We start from the raw sequence: 23,884 nt of genomic DNA on the forward strand, positions 1-23,884 counted from the left end.
CATGGGTACAGCGGATAACAACCCCCCGGTTGGCATTATTGGTGGCACCGGCCTTTCAACCCTGTCAGGGCTTGAGATAACCGCCGAGCGTCCCGTGGATACGCCCTGGGGGCAACCGTCGTCGGCGCTGGTTGAGGGGCGTCTCGGAGATCAGGCGGTGGTCTTTCTGGCCCGCCATGGCAACCCTCATCGCATACCGCCGCACCAGGTCAACTATCGGGCCAACCTGCAGGCACTCCATGATGCGGGTGTTCGCTCTGTGGTGGGGGTGAATGCTGTGGGCGGCATTCATCCGGACATGGGGCCGGCGCACATCGTGATCCCTGACCAGATTATCGATTACACCTGGGGCAGGGCGAGCACCTTTTTCGAGGGTGAACTGGATGAAACCACCCATATTGATTTCACCTGGCCTTACACCCGGAAGGCACGTGAGCTGCTGATTGCTGCCGCCCGGGACCAGGGCCTGCCGTTCTCTGATTTCGGTGTTTATGGGGCTACCCAGGGGCCAAGGCTGGAAACGGCCGCTGAGGTGTTGCGCCTGGAACGTGATGGTTGTGACCTGGTAGGCATGACCGGCATGCCCGAGGCTGCGCTGGCGGCCGAATTGAAGATGAACTACGTCTGCCTGGCGCTGGTGGTAAACCATGCGGCCGGCAAATCGGACCACATCATTACCATGGCGGAAATCGAGGCCGCCATCGACCAGGGCATGTCTGGTATCAAGCGGATCCTCGAAGTGTCAATGAGTGGCCTGGGCGCCCTTACTCCTCAATTTTCTTGAAGAAAACCAATACGCCGATGGTGGGGGAGTCCAGGAAATGGACTTCCTCGCTACGCATGCGGCGGGTTTCACGAATCCAGGTCAGCAATTCCGCTCTTGGCCAATTGATGCCCGAAATAGCTGCCTGCTCCGGCTGTACTGCCGTTTCGCTGACGCTCCCGGTGCCTTCGTCACTGGTCTCGCCGGTATCAGACGGCTGGTCCTCTTCCGGGGCGCTCGCCATCACATCGACCGTTTCTTCCGTGCGCGGCATGGGTTGCCAGTGATTGAGATGCACATCAACATGCAGGTAGCGTTGCCGGTCAATGGTGATATGTCCTTCTACGTCGCGGTGCCCCGCCTCCGCCAGCCAGTCTCCGATGGCGACCCGCAGTGGTTCCCCCTCAAAATCGGGGGGGAAAGACTGATACCAGCCGGCTGCCAGAAGTATCCGGTACCGGCCACTGTTCTCCAGTCGGTTGGCGGCTGAGTTGAGGTGGAGTTCGCTGCGCGGAACCAGATCCCGTGTCGTCTCCACGGTGCCATTGCCGTCCACTGCCCGCAGAATTTCGGTGACGTCCGGGTTGGGTGGCTCCGGTATCCGGCCGGCCATTCGTTCGTTGATGGCGTCCGGTTCAACCTTGCGTTCCAGGATAACGAATTCAGCACGATAGTAGTCTTCACGGGCCTCTGTCGAAGCGGCCTGTCCGGAAGTCTGCTGGGCGGACACCAGTGGTGACAGGGCCAGCACGACCGCAAAAATGAAGGTGGACTTTCCAAGCAATAAGTTACCGGGCGTTCGCAAGGGCTTTGCTCCAATGTTCCTGTTGTTCATCTCGGGCCTCTGGGCCGGGCGCATCATGAAACCAGCTGGCCCAGCATGTCGGAAATGCCGTCGAGTTTACCACTGGTTGAGGTGTCGTTCAGCCGGAAACGAAAACTGTTGGCCCCTTCAAGGCGATACCGGTCTGGCGAGGATTGCACTTTTTTAACCAGAACCAGCGGATCCACGGGGGTTGAACTGCCAAACTCCAGCCTGGCCCACTCTTTACCGGCGTCCACTTTCACGATTCCGAGGGCTTCAGCGCGGATCCTCAACTCCGACTGGCGGATCAGGTTCTTTGCCGGCTCCGGTAATAAACCGAAGCGATCGATCATCTCAACCTGAAGTTCTTTTAATCCGTCCTTGTCGCTGACGCTGGCAATCCGTTTGTACAGCATCAGCCGATTGTGAACGTCGGGCAGGTAGTCATCGGGAATCAACGCGGGTATCCGCAGGTTCATTTCGGTGCCATGGCTCAGGGGCAGTTCCGCATTCGGGGTTCTGCCCTCGCGAATGGCCTGCACGGCTTCATCCAATAGCTGCATATACAGGGTAAAGCCGATGCTCTCTATCTGGCCGCTCTGCTCCTCTCCCAACAGTTCTCCGGCCCCGCGAATTTCCAGGTCGTGGGTGGCCAGCATGAACCCGGCGCCCAGGTCCTGCGCTTCGGAGATGGCTTCCAGGCGCTTTTTGGCATCCGCGGTGATGGCTCTGGGCGGAGGTGTCAGCAGGTAGGCATAGGCCTGGTGGTGGGAGCGTCCGACACGGCCTCGCAGTTGGTGCAGCTGGGCAAGGCCGAATTTGTCCGCCCGCTCGATAATAATGGTGTTGGCGCTGGGAATGTCGATGCCGGTTTCAATGATGGTGGTGCACACCAGGACGTTGAAACGCTTGTGGTAGAAATCCGACATGATCTGTTCCAGGTCACGCTCGCGCATCTGGCCATGGGCAACGCCTACCCGGGCCTCGGGGATCAGTCGCCGTAACTCCTCGGCGGTTTTCTCGATGGTGGCAACATCGTTGTGGAGGAAATACACCTGGCCGCCCCGCAGGATCTCCCGCAGGATGGCTTCCTTGACCATGGCTTCGTCTCGCTGGCGCACGAAGGTCTTCACCGACAGACGCCGGGCCGGCGGGGTGGCAATGATGGACAGGTCCCGCAGATGCCCCATGGCCATGTTCAGCGTTCTGGGAATCGGTGTGGCCGTCAGGTTGAGCATGTCGACCTCGGCCCGTAGCGCTTTCAGGCGCTCTTTCTGCTGTACGCCGAAACGGTGCTCCTCGTCGATGATCACCAGTCCCAGGTTTTTGAACCTGATATCACCCTGCAGCAGTTTGTGGGTGCCGATCACGATGTCGGCCTTGCCGGCTTCGATAGCGGCCAGCGCCTTGCTGGTCTGACTGCCGCTGCGGAAGCGGCTGAGCAGTTCCACGCTGACAGCAGTCTCTGAAAAGCGGTCCCGGAATGATTCGTAATGCTGCTGCGCCAGCAGGGTGGTGGGCACCAGCACCGCCACCTGTTTGCCGGACCAGGTGGCCATAAAGGCCGCACGCATGGCGACCTCGGTTTTGCCGAAACCCACGTCCCCGCAGACCAGCCGGTCCATGGGTTTTTCGCTGATCATGTCTTCGAACACCGCTTCGATGGCCGCCTGCTGATCCGGTGTCTCCTCGAAGGGGAAGCCGGCAGCAAACGCGCGGTAGGCTTCCTTCGGGTCCTCAAAGGAGAAACCCTTGCGGGCTTCCCGGCGGGCGTAGACGTCCAGCAGCTCGGCCGCGGTGTCGCGGATTTTCTCCAGCGCTTTCTGTTTCGCATTGCTCCAGCGATCCGTGCCCAGTTTATGCAAGGGGGCGTGATCGGTGTCGGAGCCGGTGTACCGGGAAATCAGGTGAAGGCTGGACACGGGCACGTAGAGTTTCGAGCCGCCGGCGTATTCCAGCATCAGGAATTCACTGGCTTCCCCTTCCACGGTGATGGTTTCCAGGCCCTGGTAGCGGCCAACGCCATGGTCGATATGCACCACCGGAGCACCAATCCTGAGTTCGGAAAGGTCGCGATAGCCGGAATCATCGGTTTCGGTGGGCTTCTCCCGCCGCCGACGCTGCAATACCCGTTCACCGAACAGGGCCGTTTCTGTCACCAGGGCGACGTGCTGCTGCGGCAGAACCAGCCCGAATTCCATGGGGGCTACGGTAATGCCGAGCGTGTTTTCCGGATCATCTGTGAATGTCCGCCAGCTGTCCAGTGCGGTTAGCTGTAGCCCGTGATCAGCGAGGTTCTCGATCAGGGCCTCGCGGCGACCTGACGACTCCGCACAGATCAGTATCCGGCCATGGAAATCATTGATGAATCGCTTGAGGCGGGCGGCAGGGTCGGCGGCACGACCATCCATTGAAACGTCGGGCAATACGTCCGTGGGACAATTGACGCCGCCGGCGGATTCCGTGTTTTCCGTGGTGAGCGTTACCCGCGGAAAATGCTTGAGCTGGCCAAACAGTTCGTCTTGCTGCAGGAACAGCTGTGCCGGAGGCAGGATAGGTCGCATCCGGTCATGACGGCGTTCCTCATAGCGGTCACGGGTATCGGCGTCGAAATGTTCTGCGGCTTGGTGGAGACCCGATGCCGTAAACACCAGGGTTTCCCCGGGCAGATAGTCAAACAGGGTTGCGGTCTGCTCGAAGAACAGTGGCAGGTAGTATTCGATCCCCGGCGGGGTAATGCCGTGGGTTACGTCCTGGTAAATCGGTGAGTTCTTGTCGGCATGGGGGAACTGCTCGAACCAGCGGCTGCGAAAATCGGAGCGGGCTTCCTTGTGCCAGGGAAACTCGTTGGCCGGAAGCAGTTCTATTTTGTCGATCCGGTCGATGGAGCGCTGGGTTTCCGGATCAAAGGTGCGCAGGGTTTCAATTTCATCGTCGAACAGGTCAATCCGGTAGGGTCGGGTCGCGCCCATGGGGAAAATGTCCAGAATGGCGCCCCTTACCGCATATTCGCCGTGCTCATAGACATTTTCGGCATGGCGGTAACCTGCGGCTTCCAGCTGCAGGCGCCAGGTGTCGATGTCCAGCGACTGTCCCACCTCCAGCAGCAGGGTGTTGCCTTGCAGGTAACTGACCGGCGGCAAACGGTGCATCAGCGTGCGTGCCGGCACCACCAATACGCCATGGCTGGTGGTGGGCAGCCGGTGCAGGGCCCGGATGCGCCGTGAGGTAATGTCCTGGTGCGGCGAAAACAGATCGTATGGCAGGGTTTCCCAGTCCGGCAGGGAAAGCACCTCGAGCCCGTCAGGGGTAATGGCGGCCTGGTCCTCGTCCGGTGGCAGGCCGAGATAGAAACGCATGGCCTGTTCCAGCCGGATGGCTTCATCCGTGCTGCGGGTAATGACCAGTGTCAGTCCTGTGTGGGCCTGCGCGCTCTCACAGATTGCCAGAGCGTCGGCGCTGCCGTGTAACTGGCCCCAGGTTCGATGATCCGCTGCCTTGTGTGGAACGGGGGGAGCCACCAGTACGGCGTGTCTTTCGGAATGGGAGGCACCTTGGCTCATGGTCGTTGTGGTTCTCCTGGAAAGTGACGGGCCGGATAACGGCGAGGCGCGTATTCTACCGGCCAGAGATAGCGCTGTCATGACAACAGCGGCATACTGATACGAGCGGAGTGGGGGGTCTGTATTTGCTGTTAGCCCCATAACGTTGGATAATGTGCGCCCAATTTTCCAGGTTCCAACTGCCGAGGTTCAAGCGTGAGTCACGAACAGATCAATCAGCACCTGTCTAACTGGACGGAAAGAGAATCCACTGCGGAAGCCATGATTCCGTTGATTGGCCGTCTCTACCGCAAAAACAATGTGGTGACGTCCGTTTACGGTCGTTCCATTATTAACCAGTCGGTCATCGACATTATTCGAGCGCACCGATTTGTGCGCCAGGTTGAGGATAGTGAGCTGTCAGTCCATAACACCCTGCCTATCCTGCAGGCGATGGACAGTATGGATCTGGGGCGCGGCCATGTGGATATTGGCAAGCTTGCCGTGAAATTCAAGGAGGAGGGCGGTTCCCTCGAGGATTTCCTGAAGCGCGAAATTGGCCCGATTGTGGGTCAGTACCAGACCCAGTCGGAAGAGGACGCCGAAAACGACACCAAAGACGTTGTGCTTTATGGTTTTGGTCGTATCGGTCGCCTGCTGGCCCGCATCCTGATTGAAAAAGCCGGCGGCGGCAACAACCTTCGCCTGCGTGCGATTGTCGTACGCAACGGTGGTGCCGAGAATGACCTCGAGAAGCGGGCCAGCCTGCTGCGCCGCGACTCGGTTCATGGTCCGTTCAATGGCACCATTAGCGTGGATGAAGAGAATTCGGCGCTGATTGCCAACGGTAATTTCATCAAGGTGATTTATTCCGCGGGCCCGGATCAGGTGGATTACACTCAGTACGGTATCAATAACGCCATTGTGATTGATAACACCGGTATCTGGCGTGATGAGGCAGGCCTTGGCCTGCACCTGAAGTCCAAGGGAGTCAGTCGGGTGATGTTGACCGCGCCCGGTAAGGGCGATATCAAGAACATTGTTCACGGTATCAATAACGACTGGATTACCAGTGAGGATCGTATCCTCTCGGCGGCGTCCTGTACCACCAACGCCATCACGCCGGTGCTCAAGGCGATCGTTGATGAGTACGGCATCGAAGATGGCCATGTTGAAACGGTGCATTCCTACACCAATGACCAGAACCTGATCGACAACTACCACAAGGGCAGCCGTCGCGGTCGCAGTGCGCCCCTGAACATGGTAATTACCGAAACAGGTGCCGCCAAGGCCGTTGCCAAGGCACTGCCGGAGCTCAAAGGCAAATTGTCCGGTAACGCGATTCGTGTACCGACCCCGAACGTATCCATGGCCATTCTCAATCTGAACCTGGCCAAAGAGGTCACGGTTGAAGGGGTCAATGAGTACCTCCGCGACATGGCACTGCACTCCGAGTTGCAGAAGCAGATCGATTTCGTCAACTCGCCGGAAGTGGTCTCTACCGATTTTGTCGGTTCGCGCCATGCCGGTATTGTGGATGCCCAGGCCACCATTGCTAACGGCAAGCGCCTGATTCTCTACGTGTGGTACGACAATGAGGCGGGTTACAGCGCCCAGGTTATCCGTGTGGTTAACCAGATGGCAGGTGTCACCTACCCGATCTTCCCGAAACGGGCCAGGGACTGATAAGCACCTGACAGGATCAGCGCAACAGGGGAAACCCCGGCCGTTTTTGCGGTCGGGGTTTCTTTTTGGTTGTCTATAAACCACTCTGTGTTTACGTTCAGGCACAAAGTCCGCTGGGTTTCTGGTGGAAATAGTATTCCTTAATCTCTATAATTGGCGCGATTTTGGGTACGTCTGACACCCGCTTCCCATCGCGCTCTGTAACAGGATGCCCGGCATGTAACTGGCGCCGGAGTATTCGTTGCTCTGGCATCGCCATTCGGTACAGGCCGAATTGCATACCTGGGCCGCAAGCGTCGGGCGTTACAAATCCATCGAACAGTTTCTGATGATTGGATGAGGCTAATGATCAAGATCAAAAAAGGCCTGGATCTTCCCATCAGCGGCGCTCCTGAGCAGACCATTACTGACGGCAAACCCGTTCGCCACGTGGCATTGATCGGTTTTGACTACATCGGCATGAAGCCGACGATGGTTGTGAAAGAAGGGGACCGTGTAAAGCGCGGTACGCTGCTGTTTACGGACAAGAAGACCGAAGGCGTTCGTTATACCTCACCGGCAGCCGGTGTGGTCAAAGAAATTAACCGCGGTGAGCGCCGCGTGTTCCAGTCGATTGTCATTGAGATTGACGGCGACGATGCGGAAACATTTGCGCGCTACGACGCCTCCGATATTGCTGGCCTTGAGCGTCAGCAGGTTGTCGACAACCTGGTTGAATCCGGTTTGTGGACGACCTTCAAGACTCGTCCGTACAGCAAAGTGCCTGCGATCGACTCGGCACCGCATTCCATCTTCGTGTCGGTGATGGACACCAATCCTCTGGCGGCAGACCCCACGGTCATCATCGGTGAGAACGGCGCCGCTTTTGAGCAGGGCCTGAAGATTCTCACCAAGCTGACGAACGGCAAGGTGTTTGTGACCGGTAAGCCAGGATCCGATGTGCCGGTTCCGTCTGACGACAATGTGGAAGTGCAGCAGTTTGATGGTGTTCACCCGGCGGGCAATGTCGGTACCCATATTCACTACCTTGACCCGATTGCCGGCGACAAGGTGGTGTGGAGTATCGGCTACCAGGACGTTATCGACATCGCCAAGCTGTTCGAAACCGGGGAGCTCCCGGTAGACCGGATCGTCGCCGTTGGTGGGCCGAAGGCACTGAAGCCACGGATGATCCGTACCCGCATCGGCGCCAGCCTCACGGAACTTCTGGAGGGTGAAATTGCCACAGACTGCGAGGTTCGCACGATTTCCGGTTCCGTGTTTGGTGGCCGTCGCGGTGATGGGCCCTGCGCCTATCTCGGTCGTTTTGCCAATCAGATTTCTGTTCTGGAGGAAGGCTATAAGCGAGAGTTTATGGGCTGGCTGTCTCCGGGGCCGAACAAGTTCTCGGTTCTGAACATCTATCTGTCAAAATTGGCGGGCAGCAAACTGTTCAACTTCACCACCTCAACCAACGGCAGCGAACGCGCCATGGTGCCCGTAGGTGCTTACGAGCAGGTGATGCCACTGGATATTCTGCCAACGCAGCTGCTGCGTTCGCTGATCGTCGGTGACACCGAGATGGCACAGAAACTGGGTGCGTTGGAACTGGATGAAGAAGATCTGGCACTGTGCACGTTCGTGTGCCCGGGTAAATACGAATACGGTCCGATTCTCCGTGAGAACCTGACCCGAATCGAGATCGAGGGCTAACAGATGGCAATCCGACAGTTTCTCGATGGCATAGAACACCACTTTGAAAAAGGTGGCAAGTACGAGCGCTGGTATGCGCTGTACGAGGCCGTCGATACCATTTTCTATACTCCCGGCTCGGTGACGTCCACTACCTCTCATGTGCGCGATGGGGTCGACCTGAAGCGCATCATGATCACGGTGTGGCTGTGTACCTTCCCGGCGATGTTCTTCGGTATGTGGAACATCGGCTTCCAGGCCAACAGCTTCCTGGCTGAAAACCCCGACGCCCTGATGGGTGACGGCGGCCTGCGTACTGCTTTTATCAGTGCCCTGGCGGGTAACAACGCCGCCAGTATCTGGGACAACTTCGTTTACGGCATGGCCTACTTCGTGCCCATCTACTTCGTTACCTTCGTGGTCGGTGGTTTCTGGGAAGTGCTGTTTGCCACGGTTCGCCGTCATGAAGTCAACGAAGGGTTCTTCGTGACCTCCGTATTGTTCGCGCTGATCTGCCCGCCCACCATTCCCTTGTGGCAGGTGGCCCTGGGTATCACCTTTGGTGTGGTTATCGGCAAGGAAGTGTTTGGCGGAACCGGCAAGAACTTCCTGAATCCGGCCCTGACCGGCCGTGCGTTTCTGTACTTTGCCTACCCGGCGCAGATTTCCGGTGACACAGTATGGACAGCGGTTGATGGATTCAGCGGTGCAACGGCACTCAGCTGGGCAGCCAGCGGTGGCCTGGAAGCACTGGAAACCCAGATTGGCTGGATGTCGGCGTTCATGGGCTCTATCCAGGGCTCAATGGGTGAGACCTCGACGCTCGCAGTACTGATCGGCGGTATCATTCTGCTGGTGATGAAGATCGCCTCCTATCGCATTGTCGGGGGTGTAATGATCGGCATGATTGGCATGTCGGTGCTGCTGAACGTTATCGGCTCCGAGACCAATGCCATGTTCAACGTGCCTGCGCACTGGCACCTGGTCATGGGCGGTTTCGCCTTTGGCATGATGTTCATGGCCACGGACCCCGTGTCTGCTGCCATGACCAATACCGGGCGCTGGTGCTTCGGTATCCTGGTAGGCGTTATGACCGTGCTGATCCGCGTGATCAACCCCGCTTTCCCGGAAGGCATCATGCTGGCAATCCTGTTTGCCAACCTCTTTGCACCGCTGATGGACCACTACGTGGTTCAGGCCAACATCAAACGGAGGCTCGCACGTGGCTAAAGCTAAAGAAACTGTCTCCAGAACGCTGATGGTTGCGCTGGTGTTGAGTATTGCCTTCTCTGTTGTGGTTTCGACCGCCGCGGTAATGCTCCGTCCGGCGCAGGTCAAAAACCAGAATCTCGACATTCGATCCAACATTCTGGCTGCGGCTGGTATGCTTGAAGAAGGAATGTCGGCTGACGAGATTGAAGAAATCTTCTCACGCTTCGACGTGCGGCTGGTGGACCTCGATTCCGGAAACTACGTGGAACCTGACGCGGTCGGTGTTGAGGACCCGATGAAGTACGACATGTACAAAGCGGCCTCTGATCCGTCCATGTCCACCGATATCCCGGCGTCGGAAGACAAAGCCGGTATCAAGCGTCGTCCGGATGTGGCCAAGATCTATACCCTGAGTGAGGACGGCGAACTTGTCAGAGTGGTGCTTCCGATTCATGGCTATGGACTGTGGTCCACTCTGTATGGATTTGTGTCGCTGGAGGGCGATGCCAACACCATTGAAGGGCTGGGCTTCTATGACCACGCAGAAACTCCCGGGCTTGGCGGCGAAGTCGATAACCCTCGCTGGAAGAGTCAGTGGGTTGGCAAAGAAGTGTATGGCGATGAGCTGGAAGAGCCGCAGATTCGACTGGTCAAGGGTGGCGTGAGCTCCGGAGCATCCGACAAGGAGCACAAGGTGGATGCGCTGTCCGGTGCGACCCTGACGAGCCGTGGTGTTGAACAGCTGGTCAACTACTGGATGGGTGACCGGGGCTTCGCACCGTACCTGAAAAAACTTCGTGAAGGGGAGGTCTGATCATGGCAGACGCTTCAGCCAAACAGGTTCTCTTCGAACCGATTTTCAGTAACAACCCTATTGCGCTGCAGATACTGGGTATCTGTTCAGCGCTGGCGGTGACCACCAGCATGAACGTGACTCTGGTCATGTGTGCGGCGGTTATCGCGGTAACGGCTTTTTCAAACCTGGCTGTGTCGCTGGTTCGCATGCAGATTCCCGGCAGCATCCGGATCATCGTCCAGATGACCATTATTGCTTCCCTGGTTATCGTGGTGGATCAGGTGCTCAAGGCCTATGCCTACGAAATCAGCAAGCAGTTGTCAGTGTTCGTTGGTCTGATCATCACCAACTGTATCGTTATGGGCCGGGCTGAAGGCTTCGCCATGAAGAACGGTCCCTGGTTGAGCTTCCTTGACGGCATTGGTAATGGCCTCGGCTACTCGGTATTGCTTATCTTTGTCGCGTTCTTCCGTGAACTTCTGGGTGCGGGCTCGCTATTCGGCGTGTCCCTGATGCCGGTTGTGAACGAAGGTGGCTGGTACATTCCCAATGGTCTGCTACTGCTGCCGCCAAGTGCGTTCTTTATTATTGGTCTTACCATCTGGGGTCTGCGGACCTGGAAGCCGGAGCAGGTGGAAGAGCCCGACTTCAAGATGTCCCGCCACACCGTTAAGGAGGCCTTCTGATGGAACACTATATCAGTCTGATACTGAAGGCCATTTTTGTTGAAAACATGGCGCTGGCGTTTTTCCTGGGGATGTGTACGTTCATTGCGATCTCCAAGAAGATCGAAGCCGCTGCCGGGCTTGGTATCGCGGTTGTCGTGGTGCTGACGATCACGGTTCCGGTGAACAACCTGCTCTACAACACCATCCTGAGGGAGGGTGCGCTGGACTGGGCAGGCTTGCCGAACGTTGACCTGAGCTTTTTGGGCCTGCTGACGTATATCGGTGTTATCGCCGCGCTTATCCAGATCATGGAGATGATTCTGGACAAGTACATTCCGGCGCTGTATGCAGCGCTCGGTGTGTTCCTGCCGTTGATCACAGTGAACTGCGCCATCCTTGGTGCCTCACTGTTCATGGTAGAGCGCGACTATACCTTTAGCGAAAGCGTGGTGTACGGGTTTGGTGCAGGTGTTGGCTGGGCGCTGGCGATACTGGCCCTGGCCGGTATCCGTGAAAAGCTCAAGTACAGCGACGTTCCCGAGGGCCTGCGTGGCCTGGGTATCACCTTCATTACGGTTGGTCTGATGTCCCTGGGCTTTATGTCATTCTCAGGCATTTCACTGTAACCAATCCGGTGATTCGGTTTAACGAAAAGGCGAGACCATGAATACAGAAATCATTCTCGGCGTGGTCATGTTCACTGTTATCGTACTGGCCCTTGTCGCGGTCATCCTCGCGGCACGGTCCAGGCTGGTAAGCACCGGTGATGTGACCATCGAAATCAACGATGATCCCGAGCACACACTGAAAACGGAAGCCGGCAGCAAGCTTCTCGGTACTCTGGCCAACAACGGCATCTTCCTGTCGTCAGCCTGTGGCGGCGGTGGTACCTGTGCCCAGTGCAAGTGCAAGGTTCTGGAAGGCGGCGGTGCCATGCTGCCTACGGAGAAAACCCACTTCACCAATCGTGAAGAGAAGGAAGGCTGGCGTCTGTCGTGCCAGGTGCCTGTAAAACAGGATATGAAGGTTGAGGTGCCGGAGGAATTCTTTGGCGTCAAGAAGTGGGAATGCGAAGTTATTTCCAACCACAACGTTGCAACCTTCATCAAGGAACTGGTACTGAAGCTTCCGGAAGGCGAAGAAGTGGATTTCCGGGCTGGCGGTTACGTCCAGTTGGAGTGCCCTCCTTACGAGATCGATTTCAAGGATTTCGACATTGAGGAAGAGTTCCACGAAGACTGGGACAAGCACAACATCTGGCGCTACAAGGCAGTCAACAAGGAAGAGACCATTCGCGCCTATTCCATGGCGAACTACCCGGACGAGAAGGGGGTTCTAAAGTTCAACATCCGTATTGCCACGCCACCTCCGGGCACAGATCATCCACCTGGCATCATGTCCACGTATGTGTTCGCCCTGAAGCCGGGTGACAAGATCACCGTGATGGGACCATTCGGTGAGTTCTTCGCCAAGAAGACCGATGCCGAGATGGTATTTATCGGCGGTGGTGCCGGCATGGCACCGATGCGCTCCCATATTTTCGACCAGCTGAAACGCCTGAATTCCAAGCGCAAGATCAGCTTCTGGTACGGCGCGCGAAGTGTCCGGGAGATGTTCTATGTCGAAGATTTCGACATGCTGGCGGAGGAGAACGAAAACTTCGAATGGCATGTGGCATTGTCTGATGCTCTGCCTGAAGATAATTGGAAAGGCCCGACCGGGTTCATTCACAATGTGCTCTACGAAAACTATCTGAAGGACCATCCGGCCCCTGAGGACTGTGAGTACTATATGTGTGGGCCCCCAATCATGAACGCCTCCTGTATCAAGATGCTGAAGGATCTTGGGGTGGAAGATGAGAACATCATGCTGGATGACTTCGGGGGTTAATCAGCTCACATGACACTCAGCATGCTACGACCCGTCAGGGTGGTTCTGGCCAGCGCCATTCTGGTGCTGGCCTTTGCCGCGCTGGCGGGTTGTTCGTTTGAGGAAGAGGAAAAAGTCTGGGAGATATCCGGGCCTGTTTTTGGCACCCAGTATCATATTAACGTGGTATTGAAGGAAGACGCAGATCGGCTTGAGAATCTGGCAGGTGGTATCGAGGAGGTGCTTGAAGATGTTGATGCCTCCATGTCCACCTGGCGGGACGATTCGGAACTGTCCCGATTTAACAGCCTGGACGATCAGAGTCAGTGGGCCGGGATATCCAGGCCGCTTCATGAGGTCCTGGCAACAGCCAGGGAAGTGTCGGAACTGACGGGTGGTGCCTTCGATGTGACCGTGGGCCCGGTGGTCAATCTGTGGGGGTTCGGGCCTGATGCCCGGCCAGAGCAGGTGCCCGGCGATGACGAGCTTTCCTCCAGACTTGAAAGCATCGGCTATGACAAGCTTGAGCTACAGGAAGAGCCGCCCGCACTCAGGGCCAGCCCCAATCAGTACGTGGATCTTTCTGCGATAGCAAAGGGTTATGGGGTGGATGCGGTTTCACGCTTCCTCGAGTCAGAGGGAATTTCCGCCTTTCTGGTGGAAATCGGTGGTGAAGTGCGCGTTTCCGGGCGTAAACCGGACGGTGAAGCCTGGCGTCTGGCCATTGAAGAGCCGGTTTCACAACGGCGGGAAATCAACCGGGTAGTTGCCCTGGACAGTCAGGCAATGGCAACCTCGGGAGACTATCGTAACTATTACGAATCGGAAGGGGAGCGGTTTTCACATACAATAGACCCCAAGAGTGGCAAACCGATCCGTCACAACCTGGCGTCGGTCACGGTTATAGCAGACGATTGCATGACTGCAGACGCGCTGGCGACGGCTTTCAATGTGATGGGGTTTGAACAGGCAAAAGACCTCGCAACACGTGAAAACATTGCTGCTTACTTTATTGTTCGTGGCGAAGACGGGTTTGAAACGGATTACACCCCGGCTTTTTCCTCGTTCCTGGCACATTAACGGAGAGACCTCCTATGGGTACTTTTCTGCTGGTTCTGACAATTGTTGTACTGCTGGTTGCCGGTATGTCGGTCGGCGTTATCTTCGGTCGCAAGCCTATCAGCGGTACATGTGGGGGTATTGGTGCCATGGGTATCAGCAAATCCTGCGATATCTGCGGTGGTAATACCCAGAAATGCGAAGAAGAGAATGAGCGTCTTGCCAGCGAGGGCAATTCAGCGGAGGCATTAACCTACGACGCCTCCAATAACAAGACCCACTGATTCGACGCTATCAGAACACTATAAAAATCCCGGGAGCCTCTGAAAAGCGCCTGCCTGGCCTTTGCGCACGTGCAGGGTCTTTTCAGAGGCTCCCTCACGACGTAGCTAAGGAGTCACTGCAGAATGGCAGAGCATCATTACGACGTCGTCGTTATCGGCGCGGGCCCCTCGGGGGAAGGCGCGGCGATGAATGCGACGAAGCATGGTAAACGTGTCGCGATCATTGAGGACAAACCCACGGTTGGCGGTAACTGCACCCACTGGGGCACAATCCCTTCCAAAGCGCTGCGCCACTCGGTCAAGCAGATCATCACGTTCAACACCAATCAGATGTTCCGTGACATCGGTGAACCACGTTGGTTCTCGTTCCCGCGCGTTCTGCAGAATGCCCAGAAGGTGATCGGCAAACAGGTCAAGTTGAGAACCCAGTTCTATGCCCGCAACCGGGTGGACCTGATCAACGGCCGGGCGAGCTTTCTCGATGCCAACCGGTTGGAAATTCGTGGTAACAAATCCCACGAAATTCTTCACTTCAAGCAGGCTATTATTGCCACGGGGTCGCGTCCGTATCTTCCGCCCGATGTGGATTTCCGTCATCACCGGGTTTACAACTCCGACACGATTCTCAACCTGTCCCACACCCCCCGTACATTGATCATTTATGGTGCCGGTGTGATCGGCTCGGAGTACGCTTCGATTTTTGCCGGGCTTGGTGTGAAGGTGGATCTGATCAACCCGGGTAGCCGCCTGCTCACTTTCCTGGACGATGAAATATCCGACGCCCTGAGCTATCACCTGCGCAACAACGGCGTACTGGTCAGACACAATGAGGAGTACGAGTCGGTTGATGGCGACGACCACGGGGTTGTGCTGTCACTGAAATCCGGCAAGAAAATCCGTGCCGATGCTTTCCTCTGGTGTAACGGTCGCAGCGGGAATACCGAAAAACTGGGGCTGGAGAATATTGGCCTGACGCCCAATGGCCGCGGTCAGCTGGCCGTGGACGACCATTACCGGACGGACGTTGAGAATATTTACGCGGCCGGTGACGTGATTGGCTGGCCCAGCCTTGCCAGCGCCGCCTACGACCAGGGCCGCTCGGCGTCCTCCGACATCGTCAAGGACGACTACTTCCGCCTGGTAACCGATGTTCCCACCGGCATCTATACCCTCCCAGAAATCAGTTCTGTGGGCAAAACCGAGCGTGAGTTGACGCAAGCCAAGGTGCCTTATGAAGTGGGACAGGCGTTCTTCAAGGATCTGGCGCGGGCCCAGATTACCGGCGACCCGGTTGGAATGCTCAAGCTTCTGTTTCACCGGGAATCGCGACAGCTTCTGGGTATTCACTGCTTTGGTGACCAGGCCGCAGAAATTGTTCACATCGGCCAGGCCATCATGAACCAGGAAGGGGAGGCCAATTCCCTGAACTACTTCATCAATACCACCTTCAACTACCCGACCATGGCTGAGGCTTACCGCGTAGCCGCACTAAACGGTCTGAACCGGATTTTCTGACTGGGTGCTGTCGGCCCTGTTTTGCCCCGCGGGCAGGTGCAGGGCTGCTCTTGACCGGTTATCGAAGTACATGCGTGTACTGGTCGGGTAATCGGTGATAATGCTGTCGACACCTTTTGCCTCGAGCTGGAGCATGTCGTGGATGCGGTTGACGGTCCAGGTGGACACGTGCATACCTCTTCGGTGGGCATCGTTCACAATGGCTTCCGTGCACATACGCCAGCCGATGCACAAAAAGTCGCAGTGCAACCGGGCTGCCGCATTGACGGGTTTCGGGAATTTGCGGTCAGTAACCAGACCGATGCGCACCTTCGTGTCCCTGCGGCGCGCCTGCTGAAGGAACCAGTGATCAGAAGAGGTGATGGCAACGCGATTGTACAGGTCGCGACGCTGAATGACTTCGATCATGCGGTTGCAGAGAATGTTCAGGCGCTGGCGGCTGTCTTTTTTTACTTCCAGTTGCAGATGCTCAAAATCGGGGTATTCGTTGAGCAGCGTTTCCAACGAGGGAATGCCGACGGTCCGTGGCCAGGGCGTTCCGCTTCGCCTGGCATCCATTCCCGCGAGTTCCTCGGCAGTGAAGCTGCTGACACTGCCTTCCTGGCCGGTGGTGCGATCGACCGTAAGGTCATGAACGATCACCGGTTTACCATCTTTGGACAGTACCAGATCAAGCTCAAAGTGCCGGACACCGTGGCGGTAGGCATGGGTGAATCCGGCGAGGGTGTTTTCCGGGGCTTCTCCCTTTGCCCCCCTGTGCCCATAAACGATCATTCTGTAGCGGATTCCTTCAGGCGGTTGTAAATTTGCTGGCGTTTCTTCCAGGTGTCATGACACAGCTGGATGTCTTCCAGGTAGGCTGGCAATTCTTCCATCAACAGGGCCTGTGGGCCATCCACCAGCGCTTTTTCCGGCTTGGGGTGAAAGTCCACCAGCACCATGTTGGCGCCGGCAATCACGCCCTGGGCGGTGGCGTGCATGACGTCCAGTACTCCGTCTGGCGCGCGCTCACGGCTGCCTACCGAGTGGGATGGGTCCACACACACCGGCATCCGGGTAAGGCGTTTGACTGCGGGCACGTGGGCGAAGTCCACCATGTTGCGGTGGGGCTGGCCGGCTTCCGTTTTCATGCCGCGCAGACAGAAGATCACGTTGGCGTTGCCTTCGCTGGCCAGGTACTCGGCGGCATTCAGCGATTCGTTCAGAGTGATACCAAAGCCGCGCTTCAGCAGTACCGGATACGTGGACTGGCGGCCAATAGCCTTCAGCAGCTCGAAATTCTGGGTATTGCGTGTGCCCACCTGAAGCATGACGCCTGTCGGACGGCCAAGCTGTTCCAGACAGTGGTCGATTTCTTCAATATGGCTCTCATGGGTGATTTCCATGGCAATCACCTTGATGCCATGCTTGCCGGCTTTCTCGAATACCCAGGGCAGACACCCCTTGCCGTGCCCCTGGAAGGAATAGGGGTTGGTCCGTGGCTTGTAGGCACCCATGCGGGTACAGACCTGGCCGTTCTCCTCCAGTGCCTGCATCATCTGCTCCACATGCTCCGGCACGTCGACGGCGCAAAGCCCGGCAAAGATATTCAGATTGGACTGGTCAAAAGTGACGCCATTGTAGGTGAAGCCACTCTGGCGGCGATCGTCCTTGTGGCGGCCGAGTATCCGGTAGTCATCAGAGATACGAATGGCCCGCTCCACCGCGGGAAGGGCCTCGATGTCCTCCTTGTTGAGAGACTTGGTTTCTCCCAACAGGTAAACCTCAGTGAGACGTTGTTTCGCGCCCTGGACCTGGTGGACCCTGACTGATACGCCCGGCAGGTTTTCGAGAAAGTCCATGGTCTGGCGATAGGCTTCGCTGTCCAGTGCGGTATCCGGGTGGAGAATGGCTAACATACTTGCTCCTTAAGATTCAGTCAGCGCTCTCGGCGCGGTGGCGGGCCTGCATGAATTCCCTGTGGTTCAGGTGCAGCAGGTCTGCCATACGGCGAATGAGGTGTTCTTCGTACTTGTCGATACGGCCATCGGCAAAAGCCACCCGCCAGATACTCTCGAGCAGGACCTGTTTCTCGTCCTGGCTCAGCTGCTCATTGATCATGCCGGTAAATTCGTACAGGGAAGTGGCATCATCGGCATGGCTGAGGGCGTCCTGCAGGATGTCTTCCGCTTCCTCACGGGTGACCTGGTGGGCCCGTACCGCGCAGTCAACGATGGTTTTCAGTTCTTCGTCATCCTGTTCATTGTCCACCCTGGATAACTGAACCATCAGCGCGGTGGCGGCAACGGCAAGCTGGTGATTGTCTGGCTGCGTCGGTTCGTCTTCAGGCGAGCCAAACAGTTTTTTCAGGCGCTCAATCATGGTTTGCGGCACTCCTCCCGGTTACTGCTGCTGGCGTCAGGCGGCCTGGGACAGTCTGCGGACGCGGTTTTCAAGTTCAATCTGGTCATTGGTGAAACGTCGGATGCCGTCCGCCAGTTTCTCGGTGGCCATGGCGTCTTCGTTGGATTCCCAGCGGAACAGGCGTTCATCGATGTTGCCGGGCTTGTCAGCACTCGTCGCGCCTTCCGCCGACAACCGCCGCGGCAGGGTACCGGAGTCGTTATCCAGCTCCTGCAACAGTGCCGGGCTGATGGTGAGGCGGTCACAACCGGCCAGCATCTCGATCTCACCGGTGTTGCGGAAGCTGGCGCCCATGACTACCGTCTTGTAGTCGTTGGCCTTGTAGTAGTTGTAGATACGGCTTACGGACTGCACGCCCGGATCTTCTTCAGCCGGGAAGGCGTCGCGGCCGGTTGCTGCCAGGTGCCAGTCCAGAATACGGCCCACAAACGGCGAAATCAGGAAGGCGCCGGCATCGGCACAGGCGGCGGCCTGGATAAAGGAGAATAGTAGAGTCAGGTTACAGTGAATGCCTTCCTTTTCCAGTTGCTCGGCAGCGCGAATCCCTTCCCAGGTAGAGGCGATCTTGATCAGAACCCGGCTGGTGTCCATGCCGAGATGGTCATAAAGCTCCACCAGGCGGCGGGCCCGGGTGAGGGTGGCGCCGGTGTCGAAGGACAGCCGCGCATCCACTTCCGTTGAAACCACGCCCGGTATACGGCCCAGAATCTGCTTTCCCGCCAGTACGGCCAGCATATCGGTGGCGTAAGTCAGCTGCTCGGCATCCGAACCACCCTGTTTGCGGGCGGCGGCCACGGCTTCGTCCAGCATGGGGCGGTAGGCATCGGAGGCCGCGGCCTTGAGCAGAAGCGACGGGTTGGTGGTAGCATCCTGCGGTTTCCACTGGGCAATGGCGTCCAGGTCCCCGGTATCGGCTACCACGGTGGTCATGGCTTTGAGTTGTTCAAGCTTGCTGGTCATTCGTCCTGTCGTCCTGATAGGTTTGTTATTGATCGCCCGTATCGCGGGCGCTGAAGGTTATACGCCTACAATAACGGGCTGCCCTGACAGGAACAAGACAGTAAAAGGTATCAGGGCGATCAGGCCGGCACGACCAGTGAGGCGTCCGGCTCAGGAACCCGGGCCATGGCCTGCTCGATAACCTCAATGCCGGAACCCGGCTTGTGGGCGTTCTCACTGATGTAGCGCCGGAACTGGCGGCCGCCGGGCTGGCCATGGAACAGGCCCATCAGGTGCCGGGACATATGGCTGAGGTAAACCCCCCGGTCCAGTTCATCCTGAATGAATGGTAATACCGCACGCAAGGCATCGTGCCGGGAACGGGCCGGTCCGGGTTGCCCGAAAAACTCGGTGTCCACACCAGCCAGCAGCCAGGGGTTGTGATAGGCCTCGCGGCCGAGCATGACGCCGTCGGTATGCTCAAGGTGTTGGCGGCACTCGTCGAAGGTCTTGATGCCGCCATTGATGATGATTTCGAGATGGGGATAGCGGGCCTTGAGCCGATAGACCCAGTCGTACTTGAGCGGCGGTATGTCCCGGTTTTCCTTGGGGCTCAGCCCTTCCAGAACGGCAATGCGGGCATGGACGATAAAGGTGCGACAGCCTGCCTCGGAGACCTTTTCAATGAATTCGCACAGTTCCTCCCAGGATTCCCGACCGTCAATTCCGATCCGGTGTTTTACCGTTACCGGAAGACCGGTGGCGTTGATCATCGCCCGCACGCCCTCGGCAACCTTGTCCGGGCAAGCCATCAGGCAGGCGCCGATCATGTTGTTCTGCACCCGGTCGCTGGGGCAGCCCACATTCAGGTTTACTTCATCAAAACCGTATTGCTCCGCCAGCGCTGCGCAGTGAGCCAACTCCTGTGGATTGCTGCCGCCCAATTGCAGTGCCAGCGGGTATTCCGCCGCATCATGCCGCAGGAAACGCGACGTATCGCCATGAATCAACGCGCCAGTGGTGACCATCTCGGTGTACAGCAGGGCGTGCCGGCTGAGCTGACGGGCCAGGTAGCGATAGTGGGACGTCGTCCAATCCATCATCGGGGCCACGCAGAACCTTCGTGACGGCCCGAAACGGGTGTTTACCTGATTTTGCACTGTCTGTGCTGGCATATCTGTGGTGCTACTCGTGATCATTAACTGCCCAATCTGAATCTGTCTGTCATTCGTCGCTGAGGTCAACGGATCAAATGAAAAGGGCTGCTATTCTATCAGGAAATCGGCGCGCCTGGCCGTAGGGCTTTGGCGAAACAAAGAGAACGTTATGAACGAATGCATATTTATTACCGGCGCCGGTGCCGGAATCGGTCGCGCCACGGCCCGGCTTTTTGCTGCGGAAGGCTGGTTTGTCGGTGCGGCAGACAGGGACGCGGAGGCTCTGGAAGCCCTGCGCAATGAACTCGGAGCCGACAGGTGCAGTATTCATATCGCGGACGTTACCGATTCCCCGTCAGTAACGCAGGCGCTGGCGCAGTTTGCCGGGCACACCGGCGGCAGGTTGAAGGTGCTGCACAATAATGCCGGCATATTGAAAGTTGGCGCCTTTGACGGAATCAGCCCCGCCGTCCACCGCAGTGTGGTGGAGGTGAATGTGATTGGCCTGATGAATGTCCTTCATGCCGCTTTTCCCTACCTCAAGGCAACGCCTGGCGCGCAGGTGATCAATATGAGCTCCGCGTCGGCGTCCTATGGTACCCCTGATTTCGCCTCCTATTCCGCCAGCAAGCACGCGGTGCGTGCACTGACCGAAGCGCTGGATATTGAATGGGAGCAATATGATATAAAAGTGGGAGACCTGATGCCGCCGTTCGTGAATACCGGTATGGTTCAGTCCAATGAGGGGCGGTCAGCGCTGTTCGACAACCTGGGCATCAACCTGACCGCGGAAACCGTGGCTGCTGCGGTTCGGGATCAGGTCCGCAAGCCCCGGCTGCACCGTCCCATTTCGTTGCAGTTCCGGGCGCTCTGGCCCATTACCCGGACCGCGCCGATCGCTGTTACCCGGGCGGTTATGAAGCAGCTGTGGCGCAACGGTTAGCAAGTTCTGGTGCCTGAAAATGACTTATGACAACGAACTGACTTCCTGAATCCGCTAGGTTGGTTGGACGCACGGCAGCTATATTTTCAGGAGGTCAGTCATGTCCGGTTCTGGCGATGCATTGGCGTCTTTGGAATTCTTTCCGTGGAGCCGGCATTTCGAGGTTGGCATCGAGGAGATCGATGAGCAGCACAAAATGCTCGTGAAGATTGTCAACAGGCTGGTCTGGCATTCTGTGTCTGACGTCCCCCAGTCCCGGGTTGATCAGATCCTCGATGAATTGCTGTCCTACGCCAATTATCACTTTACGTCGGAAGAACGCATCTGGAATTCGGCGTTTGGTGACGCGACCATTGCCCGCAACCACCACGACTCTCACCAGATGTTCTTTGCCCAGATTCAGACGCTTCGCAGCAGCGGCCAGTCCAAAGGCCAGATAATGTCTGATCTGTTTGATTTTCTCGCCCGCTGGCTGGCGTTTCATATTCTGGAATCGGATCGCCGGATGGCCATGACCGTCAAGGCTGTTGAGCAGGGAGCCTCCCTGGATGAAGCCAGAAAACAGGTTGATGACCAGTTGGGGGGCAGTGGGGGTGAGTTGATTTCGGCGTTGCTGGAAGTCTACAGTAAGCTCTCTTCGAGTACCGCGCAGTTGATGCGGGAAAACCTCACCAGAGAGTAAGGTTCAATGCCGGTAATGGTACAGGCGCTCACGCCTGTGTTTGTGTTGATACTGTTGGGCTACCTGTTCCGGCGCTGGCATTTTCCAGGGGACGACTTCTGGGTCCAGGCGGAGCGCTTCACTTACTACGTGCTCTTTCCGGCCATGTTGATCTTCAAGCTGGGCCAGGCAAGGGTGCCGCCGTCGGCCTATGGCGACATCCTTATTCTTATCGTTGCCATGCTGGTGGCGATGACGCTGTTGCTTGCCGTCCTTCAGTGGATCTGGCGCTGGCCCGGGCCGGTTTTCTCCTCGGTATTCCAGGGCGGCATTCGCTTTAACTCCTACGTTGCCCTGGCGGCGGCAGGCATGTTGCTCGGTGATGAAGGCCTGTCGCTGATTGCCATTGCGGTGGCGGTGAAAGTTCCGTTACTCAACCTGCTGTGCATTCTGATGTTTTCCCTGGTGGCCGGGAACGGTGCAGTCAAGCTGAAACCGGTTGTCAGGGCCATTGTCTCCAATCCGTTGATTATCGGCTCGGTGGTCGGGATGGTCTGGAGCTATTTCCAGATCGGCTTTCATCCGCTGGTGGCCGGCATTCTTGAACCCTTGAGTGATCTGGCCCTGCCACTGGGACTGATGACCGTGGGCGCCGGGCTGCAACTGAAGGCGCTGCGTGGTGCTTCGATGCCTTTCCTGGTCTCCTCGACCGCCAAACTTGTCATTTTCCCCTTGCTGACGGCTGCTCTGGCGATACTGCTGGGTATGGAAGGGATAATGGTTCAGGTGATCGTGTTGCTGGCAGCCCTGCCGACAGCCACCTCTTCCTACATCCTGGCGCGTCAGTTGGGTGGTGACGCGCCATTGATGGCAGGCATTATCAGTGGCCAGACATTGCTGGCCATGGTGACCATTCCGCTGTTACTGGGCGTTCTCTGGTAAACACCTGAGCACCGCGTCTGCCAGGCCCTGCTGGAATGTGATATACCCGTCGCGGCCGGGCTCGATGTTAGTGGCAAGCGGATCCCAGGTGCTGAAGGTAATATCCAGGCCTTCAGTGATCGAGCGCCACCACTGGCGATTGAACTGGGGTTCCGTCATCAGACAGGGATGGTTGGCCTCCTGCAGCTTCTGTTGCACCTCTGCAATATGCCGGGCGCCCGGAGACAACTCGGGGTTCAGGGTCAGGATACCTTGCAGTGTCAGGCCATAGTGCTCTGCGAATCGCGTGAACGCATCGTGGTAGGTGAACAGGTCGATCTCTGCCACAGGCTTCAGTCGGGTGGTAATGTCACTTTCGGTGGTGGACAGGTCTCGCTCAAACCTTTTCAGGTTGGCGTCAAGGGCAGCCGCGTCGGCGCCATCCTGCTGCACGAGTACCTTGTGAATATCCCTTGCCATATCCAGTGCCAGTGCGGGGTCCAGCCAGATATGCGGGTCATCTCCGTCGCCGTGATCATGGCCGTGCCCGGCGTGATCATCATGACCACCGTGATCATCTTCGGTTTCAATCTCGGGTACATCTTCCCCGTGCATCAGTGAGTAGGTGCGGTCCCGAAACTCATTGCCGCTGAGCAGGCGTGTGAGAAAGGTTTCCAGCTCCGGCCCCACCCAGAAAATGGCGTCAGCATTCTCCAGGGCCCGGCGCTGAGAGGGTTTCATGGTGTAGTTGTGGGGGCTGGCGCCGGGCTGGACCAGTGTTGTTATTTCCACATCATCCGCCGCCACGGCTTTTACCAGCAATTCGATGGGTTTGAGTGACGTGACAACCTGGGTGGCCGCCAGGGCAGTGGCGGATCCGAGGAGTGCGGCGCATCCCAGTGCGGTGGCGCCGACAAAGCGTTTGGCGATCATAGTAGGTAAGGTCTCCAGAATTGATGGTACGTTATAATATAACAATAAGGCGCCCGG

The 23,884-nt window shown here is 57.4% G+C and carries 22 protein-coding genes; 14 read left to right on the forward strand and 8 right to left on the reverse strand.

The features are described 5' to 3' along the window. Window position 1 precedes the first annotated feature (1 nt). Window positions 2-784, forward strand: a complete 783-nt coding sequence (locus QPL94_RS10435; protein WP_285357209.1) for an S-methyl-5'-thioinosine phosphorylase — start codon at window positions 2-4, stop codon at window positions 782-784. Here QPL94_RS10435 and QPL94_RS10440 read toward each other — a convergent pair. After that, on the reverse strand, window positions 765-1,598 hold the full coding sequence (locus QPL94_RS10440; protein ID WP_285357210.1) for a CsiV family protein: 834 nt from the start codon (window positions 1,596-1,598) through the stop codon (window positions 765-767). The genes QPL94_RS10435 and QPL94_RS10440 overlap by 20 nt on opposite strands. 23 nt (window positions 1,599-1,621) lie before the next feature. Next, window positions 1,622-5,131 carry a transcription-repair coupling factor gene (gene mfd, locus QPL94_RS10445; RefSeq protein WP_285357211.1) on the reverse strand — a complete coding sequence of 1,170 codons (3,510 nt, stop codon included), beginning with the start codon at window positions 5,129-5,131 and terminating at the stop codon, window positions 1,622-1,624. 195 nt (window positions 5,132-5,326) lie between these two features. On the opposite strand from mfd, the gene QPL94_RS10450 reads away from it, so the two are divergent. From QPL94_RS10450 to sthA, 10 genes are all read left to right on the forward strand, one after another. After that, window positions 5,327-6,796, forward strand: a complete 1,470-nt coding sequence (locus tag QPL94_RS10450; RefSeq protein WP_285357213.1) for a glyceraldehyde-3-phosphate dehydrogenase — start codon at window positions 5,327-5,329, stop codon at window positions 6,794-6,796. A gap of 345 nt (window positions 6,797-7,141) precedes the next feature. Then, complete coding sequence (locus QPL94_RS10455) at window positions 7,142-8,488, forward strand: Na(+)-translocating NADH-quinone reductase subunit A (RefSeq protein WP_285357215.1); 1,347 nt, start codon at window positions 7,142-7,144, stop codon at window positions 8,486-8,488. Window positions 8,489-8,491: 3 nt separating this feature from the next. After that, window positions 8,492-9,697 (forward strand): NADH:ubiquinone reductase (Na(+)-transporting) subunit B, encoded by a 1,206-nt coding sequence (locus QPL94_RS10460; RefSeq protein ID WP_285357216.1) that lies wholly within the window; start codon window positions 8,492-8,494, stop codon window positions 9,695-9,697. Then, entirely contained in the window at window positions 9,690-10,493 is an 804-nt protein-coding gene (locus tag QPL94_RS10465; RefSeq protein ID WP_285357217.1) for a Na(+)-translocating NADH-quinone reductase subunit C, read from the forward strand. Before QPL94_RS10460 ends, QPL94_RS10465 begins: the two co-directional genes overlap by 8 nt. Before the next feature lie 2 nt (window positions 10,494-10,495). Continuing rightward, on the forward strand, window positions 10,496-11,161 hold the full coding sequence (locus tag QPL94_RS10470; protein WP_137434920.1) for an NADH:ubiquinone reductase (Na(+)-transporting) subunit D: 666 nt from the start codon (window positions 10,496-10,498) through the stop codon (window positions 11,159-11,161). Next, entirely contained in the window at window positions 11,161-11,769 is a 609-nt protein-coding gene (nqrE, locus tag QPL94_RS10475; RefSeq protein WP_137434919.1) for an NADH:ubiquinone reductase (Na(+)-transporting) subunit E, read from the forward strand. The genes QPL94_RS10470 and nqrE overlap by 1 nt, the downstream gene beginning before the upstream one ends. 37 nt (window positions 11,770-11,806) lie before the next feature. Then, window positions 11,807-13,033 (forward strand): NADH:ubiquinone reductase (Na(+)-transporting) subunit F, encoded by a 1,227-nt coding sequence (gene nqrF / locus QPL94_RS10480; RefSeq protein WP_285357218.1) that lies wholly within the window; start codon window positions 11,807-11,809, stop codon window positions 13,031-13,033. A gap of 9 nt (window positions 13,034-13,042) precedes the next feature. Beyond that, complete coding sequence (locus QPL94_RS10485; RefSeq protein WP_285357219.1) at window positions 13,043-14,092, forward strand: FAD:protein FMN transferase; 1,050 nt, start codon at window positions 13,043-13,045, stop codon at window positions 14,090-14,092. A 14-nt stretch (window positions 14,093-14,106) separates the two neighbouring features. Continuing rightward, a complete protein-coding gene (nqrM, locus tag QPL94_RS10490; protein ID WP_285357221.1) occupies window positions 14,107-14,355 on the forward strand; it encodes a (Na+)-NQR maturation NqrM in 249 nt (82 codons plus the stop codon). A 123-nt stretch (window positions 14,356-14,478) separates the two neighbouring features. Continuing rightward, a complete protein-coding gene (gene sthA / locus QPL94_RS10495; protein WP_285357222.1) occupies window positions 14,479-15,870 on the forward strand; it encodes a Si-specific NAD(P)(+) transhydrogenase in 1,392 nt (463 codons plus the stop codon). On the opposite strand, the gene QPL94_RS10500 is transcribed toward sthA, so the two are convergent. From QPL94_RS10500 to dusA, 5 genes are all read right to left on the reverse strand, one after another. Then, complete coding sequence (locus tag QPL94_RS10500) at window positions 15,844-16,644, reverse strand: glycerophosphodiester phosphodiesterase (RefSeq protein WP_285357223.1); 801 nt, start codon at window positions 16,642-16,644, stop codon at window positions 15,844-15,846. The genes sthA and QPL94_RS10500 overlap by 27 nt on opposite strands. Continuing rightward, window positions 16,641-17,768 carry a 3-deoxy-7-phosphoheptulonate synthase gene (locus QPL94_RS10505; RefSeq protein WP_137434913.1) on the reverse strand — a complete coding sequence of 376 codons (1,128 nt, stop codon included), beginning with the start codon at window positions 17,766-17,768 and terminating at the stop codon, window positions 16,641-16,643. The genes QPL94_RS10500 and QPL94_RS10505 overlap by 4 nt, the downstream gene beginning before the upstream one ends. Before the next feature lie 16 nt (window positions 17,769-17,784). Continuing rightward, window positions 17,785-18,231 carry a tellurite resistance TerB family protein gene (locus QPL94_RS10510; RefSeq protein WP_285357224.1) on the reverse strand — a complete coding sequence of 149 codons (447 nt, stop codon included), beginning with the start codon at window positions 18,229-18,231 and terminating at the stop codon, window positions 17,785-17,787. Between the two features lie 36 nt (window positions 18,232-18,267). After that, window positions 18,268-19,233, reverse strand: a complete 966-nt coding sequence (gene tal / locus QPL94_RS10515) for a transaldolase (RefSeq protein ID WP_285357225.1) — start codon at window positions 19,231-19,233, stop codon at window positions 18,268-18,270. A 119-nt stretch (window positions 19,234-19,352) separates the two neighbouring features. Continuing rightward, window positions 19,353-20,387 (reverse strand): tRNA dihydrouridine(20/20a) synthase DusA, encoded by a 1,035-nt coding sequence (dusA, locus tag QPL94_RS10520; RefSeq protein WP_285357226.1) that lies wholly within the window; start codon window positions 20,385-20,387, stop codon window positions 19,353-19,355. Between the two features lie 151 nt (window positions 20,388-20,538). Between dusA and QPL94_RS10525 the strand changes: the two genes are divergently transcribed. The 3 genes from QPL94_RS10525 (at window position 20,539) to QPL94_RS10535 (ending at window position 22,915) form a co-directional block, all read left to right on the forward strand. Continuing rightward, on the forward strand, window positions 20,539-21,312 hold the full coding sequence (locus QPL94_RS10525) for an SDR family oxidoreductase (protein WP_285357227.1): 774 nt from the start codon (window positions 20,539-20,541) through the stop codon (window positions 21,310-21,312). Window positions 21,313-21,412: 100 nt separating this feature from the next. Next, window positions 21,413-21,994, forward strand: a complete 582-nt coding sequence (locus QPL94_RS10530; RefSeq protein WP_285357228.1) for a bacteriohemerythrin — start codon at window positions 21,413-21,415, stop codon at window positions 21,992-21,994. A gap of 6 nt (window positions 21,995-22,000) precedes the next feature. Continuing rightward, a complete protein-coding gene (locus tag QPL94_RS10535) occupies window positions 22,001-22,915 on the forward strand; it encodes an AEC family transporter (protein ID WP_285357229.1) in 915 nt (304 codons plus the stop codon). On the opposite strand, the gene QPL94_RS10540 is transcribed toward QPL94_RS10535, so the two are convergent. Then, the gene (locus QPL94_RS10540) at window positions 22,895-23,827 is read right to left on the reverse strand and encodes a zinc ABC transporter substrate-binding protein (RefSeq protein WP_285357230.1); all 933 of its coding nucleotides are present in this window, start codon (window positions 23,825-23,827) and stop codon (window positions 22,895-22,897) included. The two genes, QPL94_RS10535 and QPL94_RS10540, sit on opposite strands and share 21 nt — an antisense overlap. Window positions 23,828-23,884: the final 57 nt, after the last annotated feature.

Origin of the sequence: Marinobacter sp. SS13-12 (assembly GCF_030227115.1) — a bacterium.
In the GTDB taxonomy this organism is placed as follows: Bacteria; Pseudomonadota; Gammaproteobacteria; order Pseudomonadales; family Oleiphilaceae; genus Marinobacter.

What these genes read in the sequence shown, in the direction of transcription:
- QPL94_RS10535 (WP_285357229.1), top strand. Translation starts at nt 22,001, where the DNA reads ATGCCGGTAATGGTACAGGCGCTCACGCCTGTGTTTGTGTTGATACTG.
- nqrM (WP_285357221.1), top strand. Translation starts at nt 14,107, where the DNA reads ATGGGTACTTTTCTGCTGGTTCTGACAATTGTTGTACTGCTGGTTGCC.
- QPL94_RS10525 (WP_285357227.1), top strand. Translation starts at nt 20,539, where the DNA reads ATGAACGAATGCATATTTATTACCGGCGCCGGTGCCGGAATCGGTCGC.
- QPL94_RS10500 (WP_285357223.1), bottom strand. Translation starts at nt 16,644, where the DNA reads ATGATCGTTTATGGGCACAGGGGGGCAAAGGGAGAAGCCCCGGAAAAC.
- dusA (WP_285357226.1), bottom strand. Translation starts at nt 20,387, where the DNA reads ATGCCAGCACAGACAGTGCAAAATCAGGTAAACACCCGTTTCGGGCCG.
- QPL94_RS10530 (WP_285357228.1), top strand. Translation starts at nt 21,413, where the DNA reads ATGTCCGGTTCTGGCGATGCATTGGCGTCTTTGGAATTCTTTCCGTGG.
- QPL94_RS10460 (WP_285357216.1), top strand. Translation starts at nt 8,492, where the DNA reads ATGGCAATCCGACAGTTTCTCGATGGCATAGAACACCACTTTGAAAAA.
- tal (WP_285357225.1), bottom strand. Translation starts at nt 19,233, where the DNA reads ATGACCAGCAAGCTTGAACAACTCAAAGCCATGACCACCGTGGTAGCC.
- QPL94_RS10510 (WP_285357224.1), bottom strand. Translation starts at nt 18,231, where the DNA reads ATGATTGAGCGCCTGAAAAAACTGTTTGGCTCGCCTGAAGACGAACCG.
- mfd (WP_285357211.1), bottom strand. Translation starts at nt 5,131, where the DNA reads ATGAGCCAAGGTGCCTCCCATTCCGAAAGACACGCCGTACTGGTGGCT.
- QPL94_RS10470 (WP_137434920.1), top strand. Translation starts at nt 10,496, where the DNA reads ATGGCAGACGCTTCAGCCAAACAGGTTCTCTTCGAACCGATTTTCAGT.
- nqrF (WP_285357218.1), top strand. Translation starts at nt 11,807, where the DNA reads ATGAATACAGAAATCATTCTCGGCGTGGTCATGTTCACTGTTATCGTA.
- nqrE (WP_137434919.1), top strand. Translation starts at nt 11,161, where the DNA reads ATGGAACACTATATCAGTCTGATACTGAAGGCCATTTTTGTTGAAAAC.
- QPL94_RS10455 (WP_285357215.1), top strand. Translation starts at nt 7,142, where the DNA reads ATGATCAAGATCAAAAAAGGCCTGGATCTTCCCATCAGCGGCGCTCCT.
- QPL94_RS10440 (WP_285357210.1), bottom strand. Translation starts at nt 1,598, where the DNA reads ATGAACAACAGGAACATTGGAGCAAAGCCCTTGCGAACGCCCGGTAAC.
- QPL94_RS10485 (WP_285357219.1), top strand. Translation starts at nt 13,043, where the DNA reads ATGACACTCAGCATGCTACGACCCGTCAGGGTGGTTCTGGCCAGCGCC.
- QPL94_RS10435 (WP_285357209.1), top strand. Translation starts at nt 2, where the DNA reads ATGGGTACAGCGGATAACAACCCCCCGGTTGGCATTATTGGTGGCACC.
- sthA (WP_285357222.1), top strand. Translation starts at nt 14,479, where the DNA reads ATGGCAGAGCATCATTACGACGTCGTCGTTATCGGCGCGGGCCCCTCG.
- QPL94_RS10505 (WP_137434913.1), bottom strand. Translation starts at nt 17,768, where the DNA reads ATGTTAGCCATTCTCCACCCGGATACCGCACTGGACAGCGAAGCCTAT.
- QPL94_RS10540 (WP_285357230.1), bottom strand. Translation starts at nt 23,827, where the DNA reads ATGATCGCCAAACGCTTTGTCGGCGCCACCGCACTGGGATGCGCCGCA.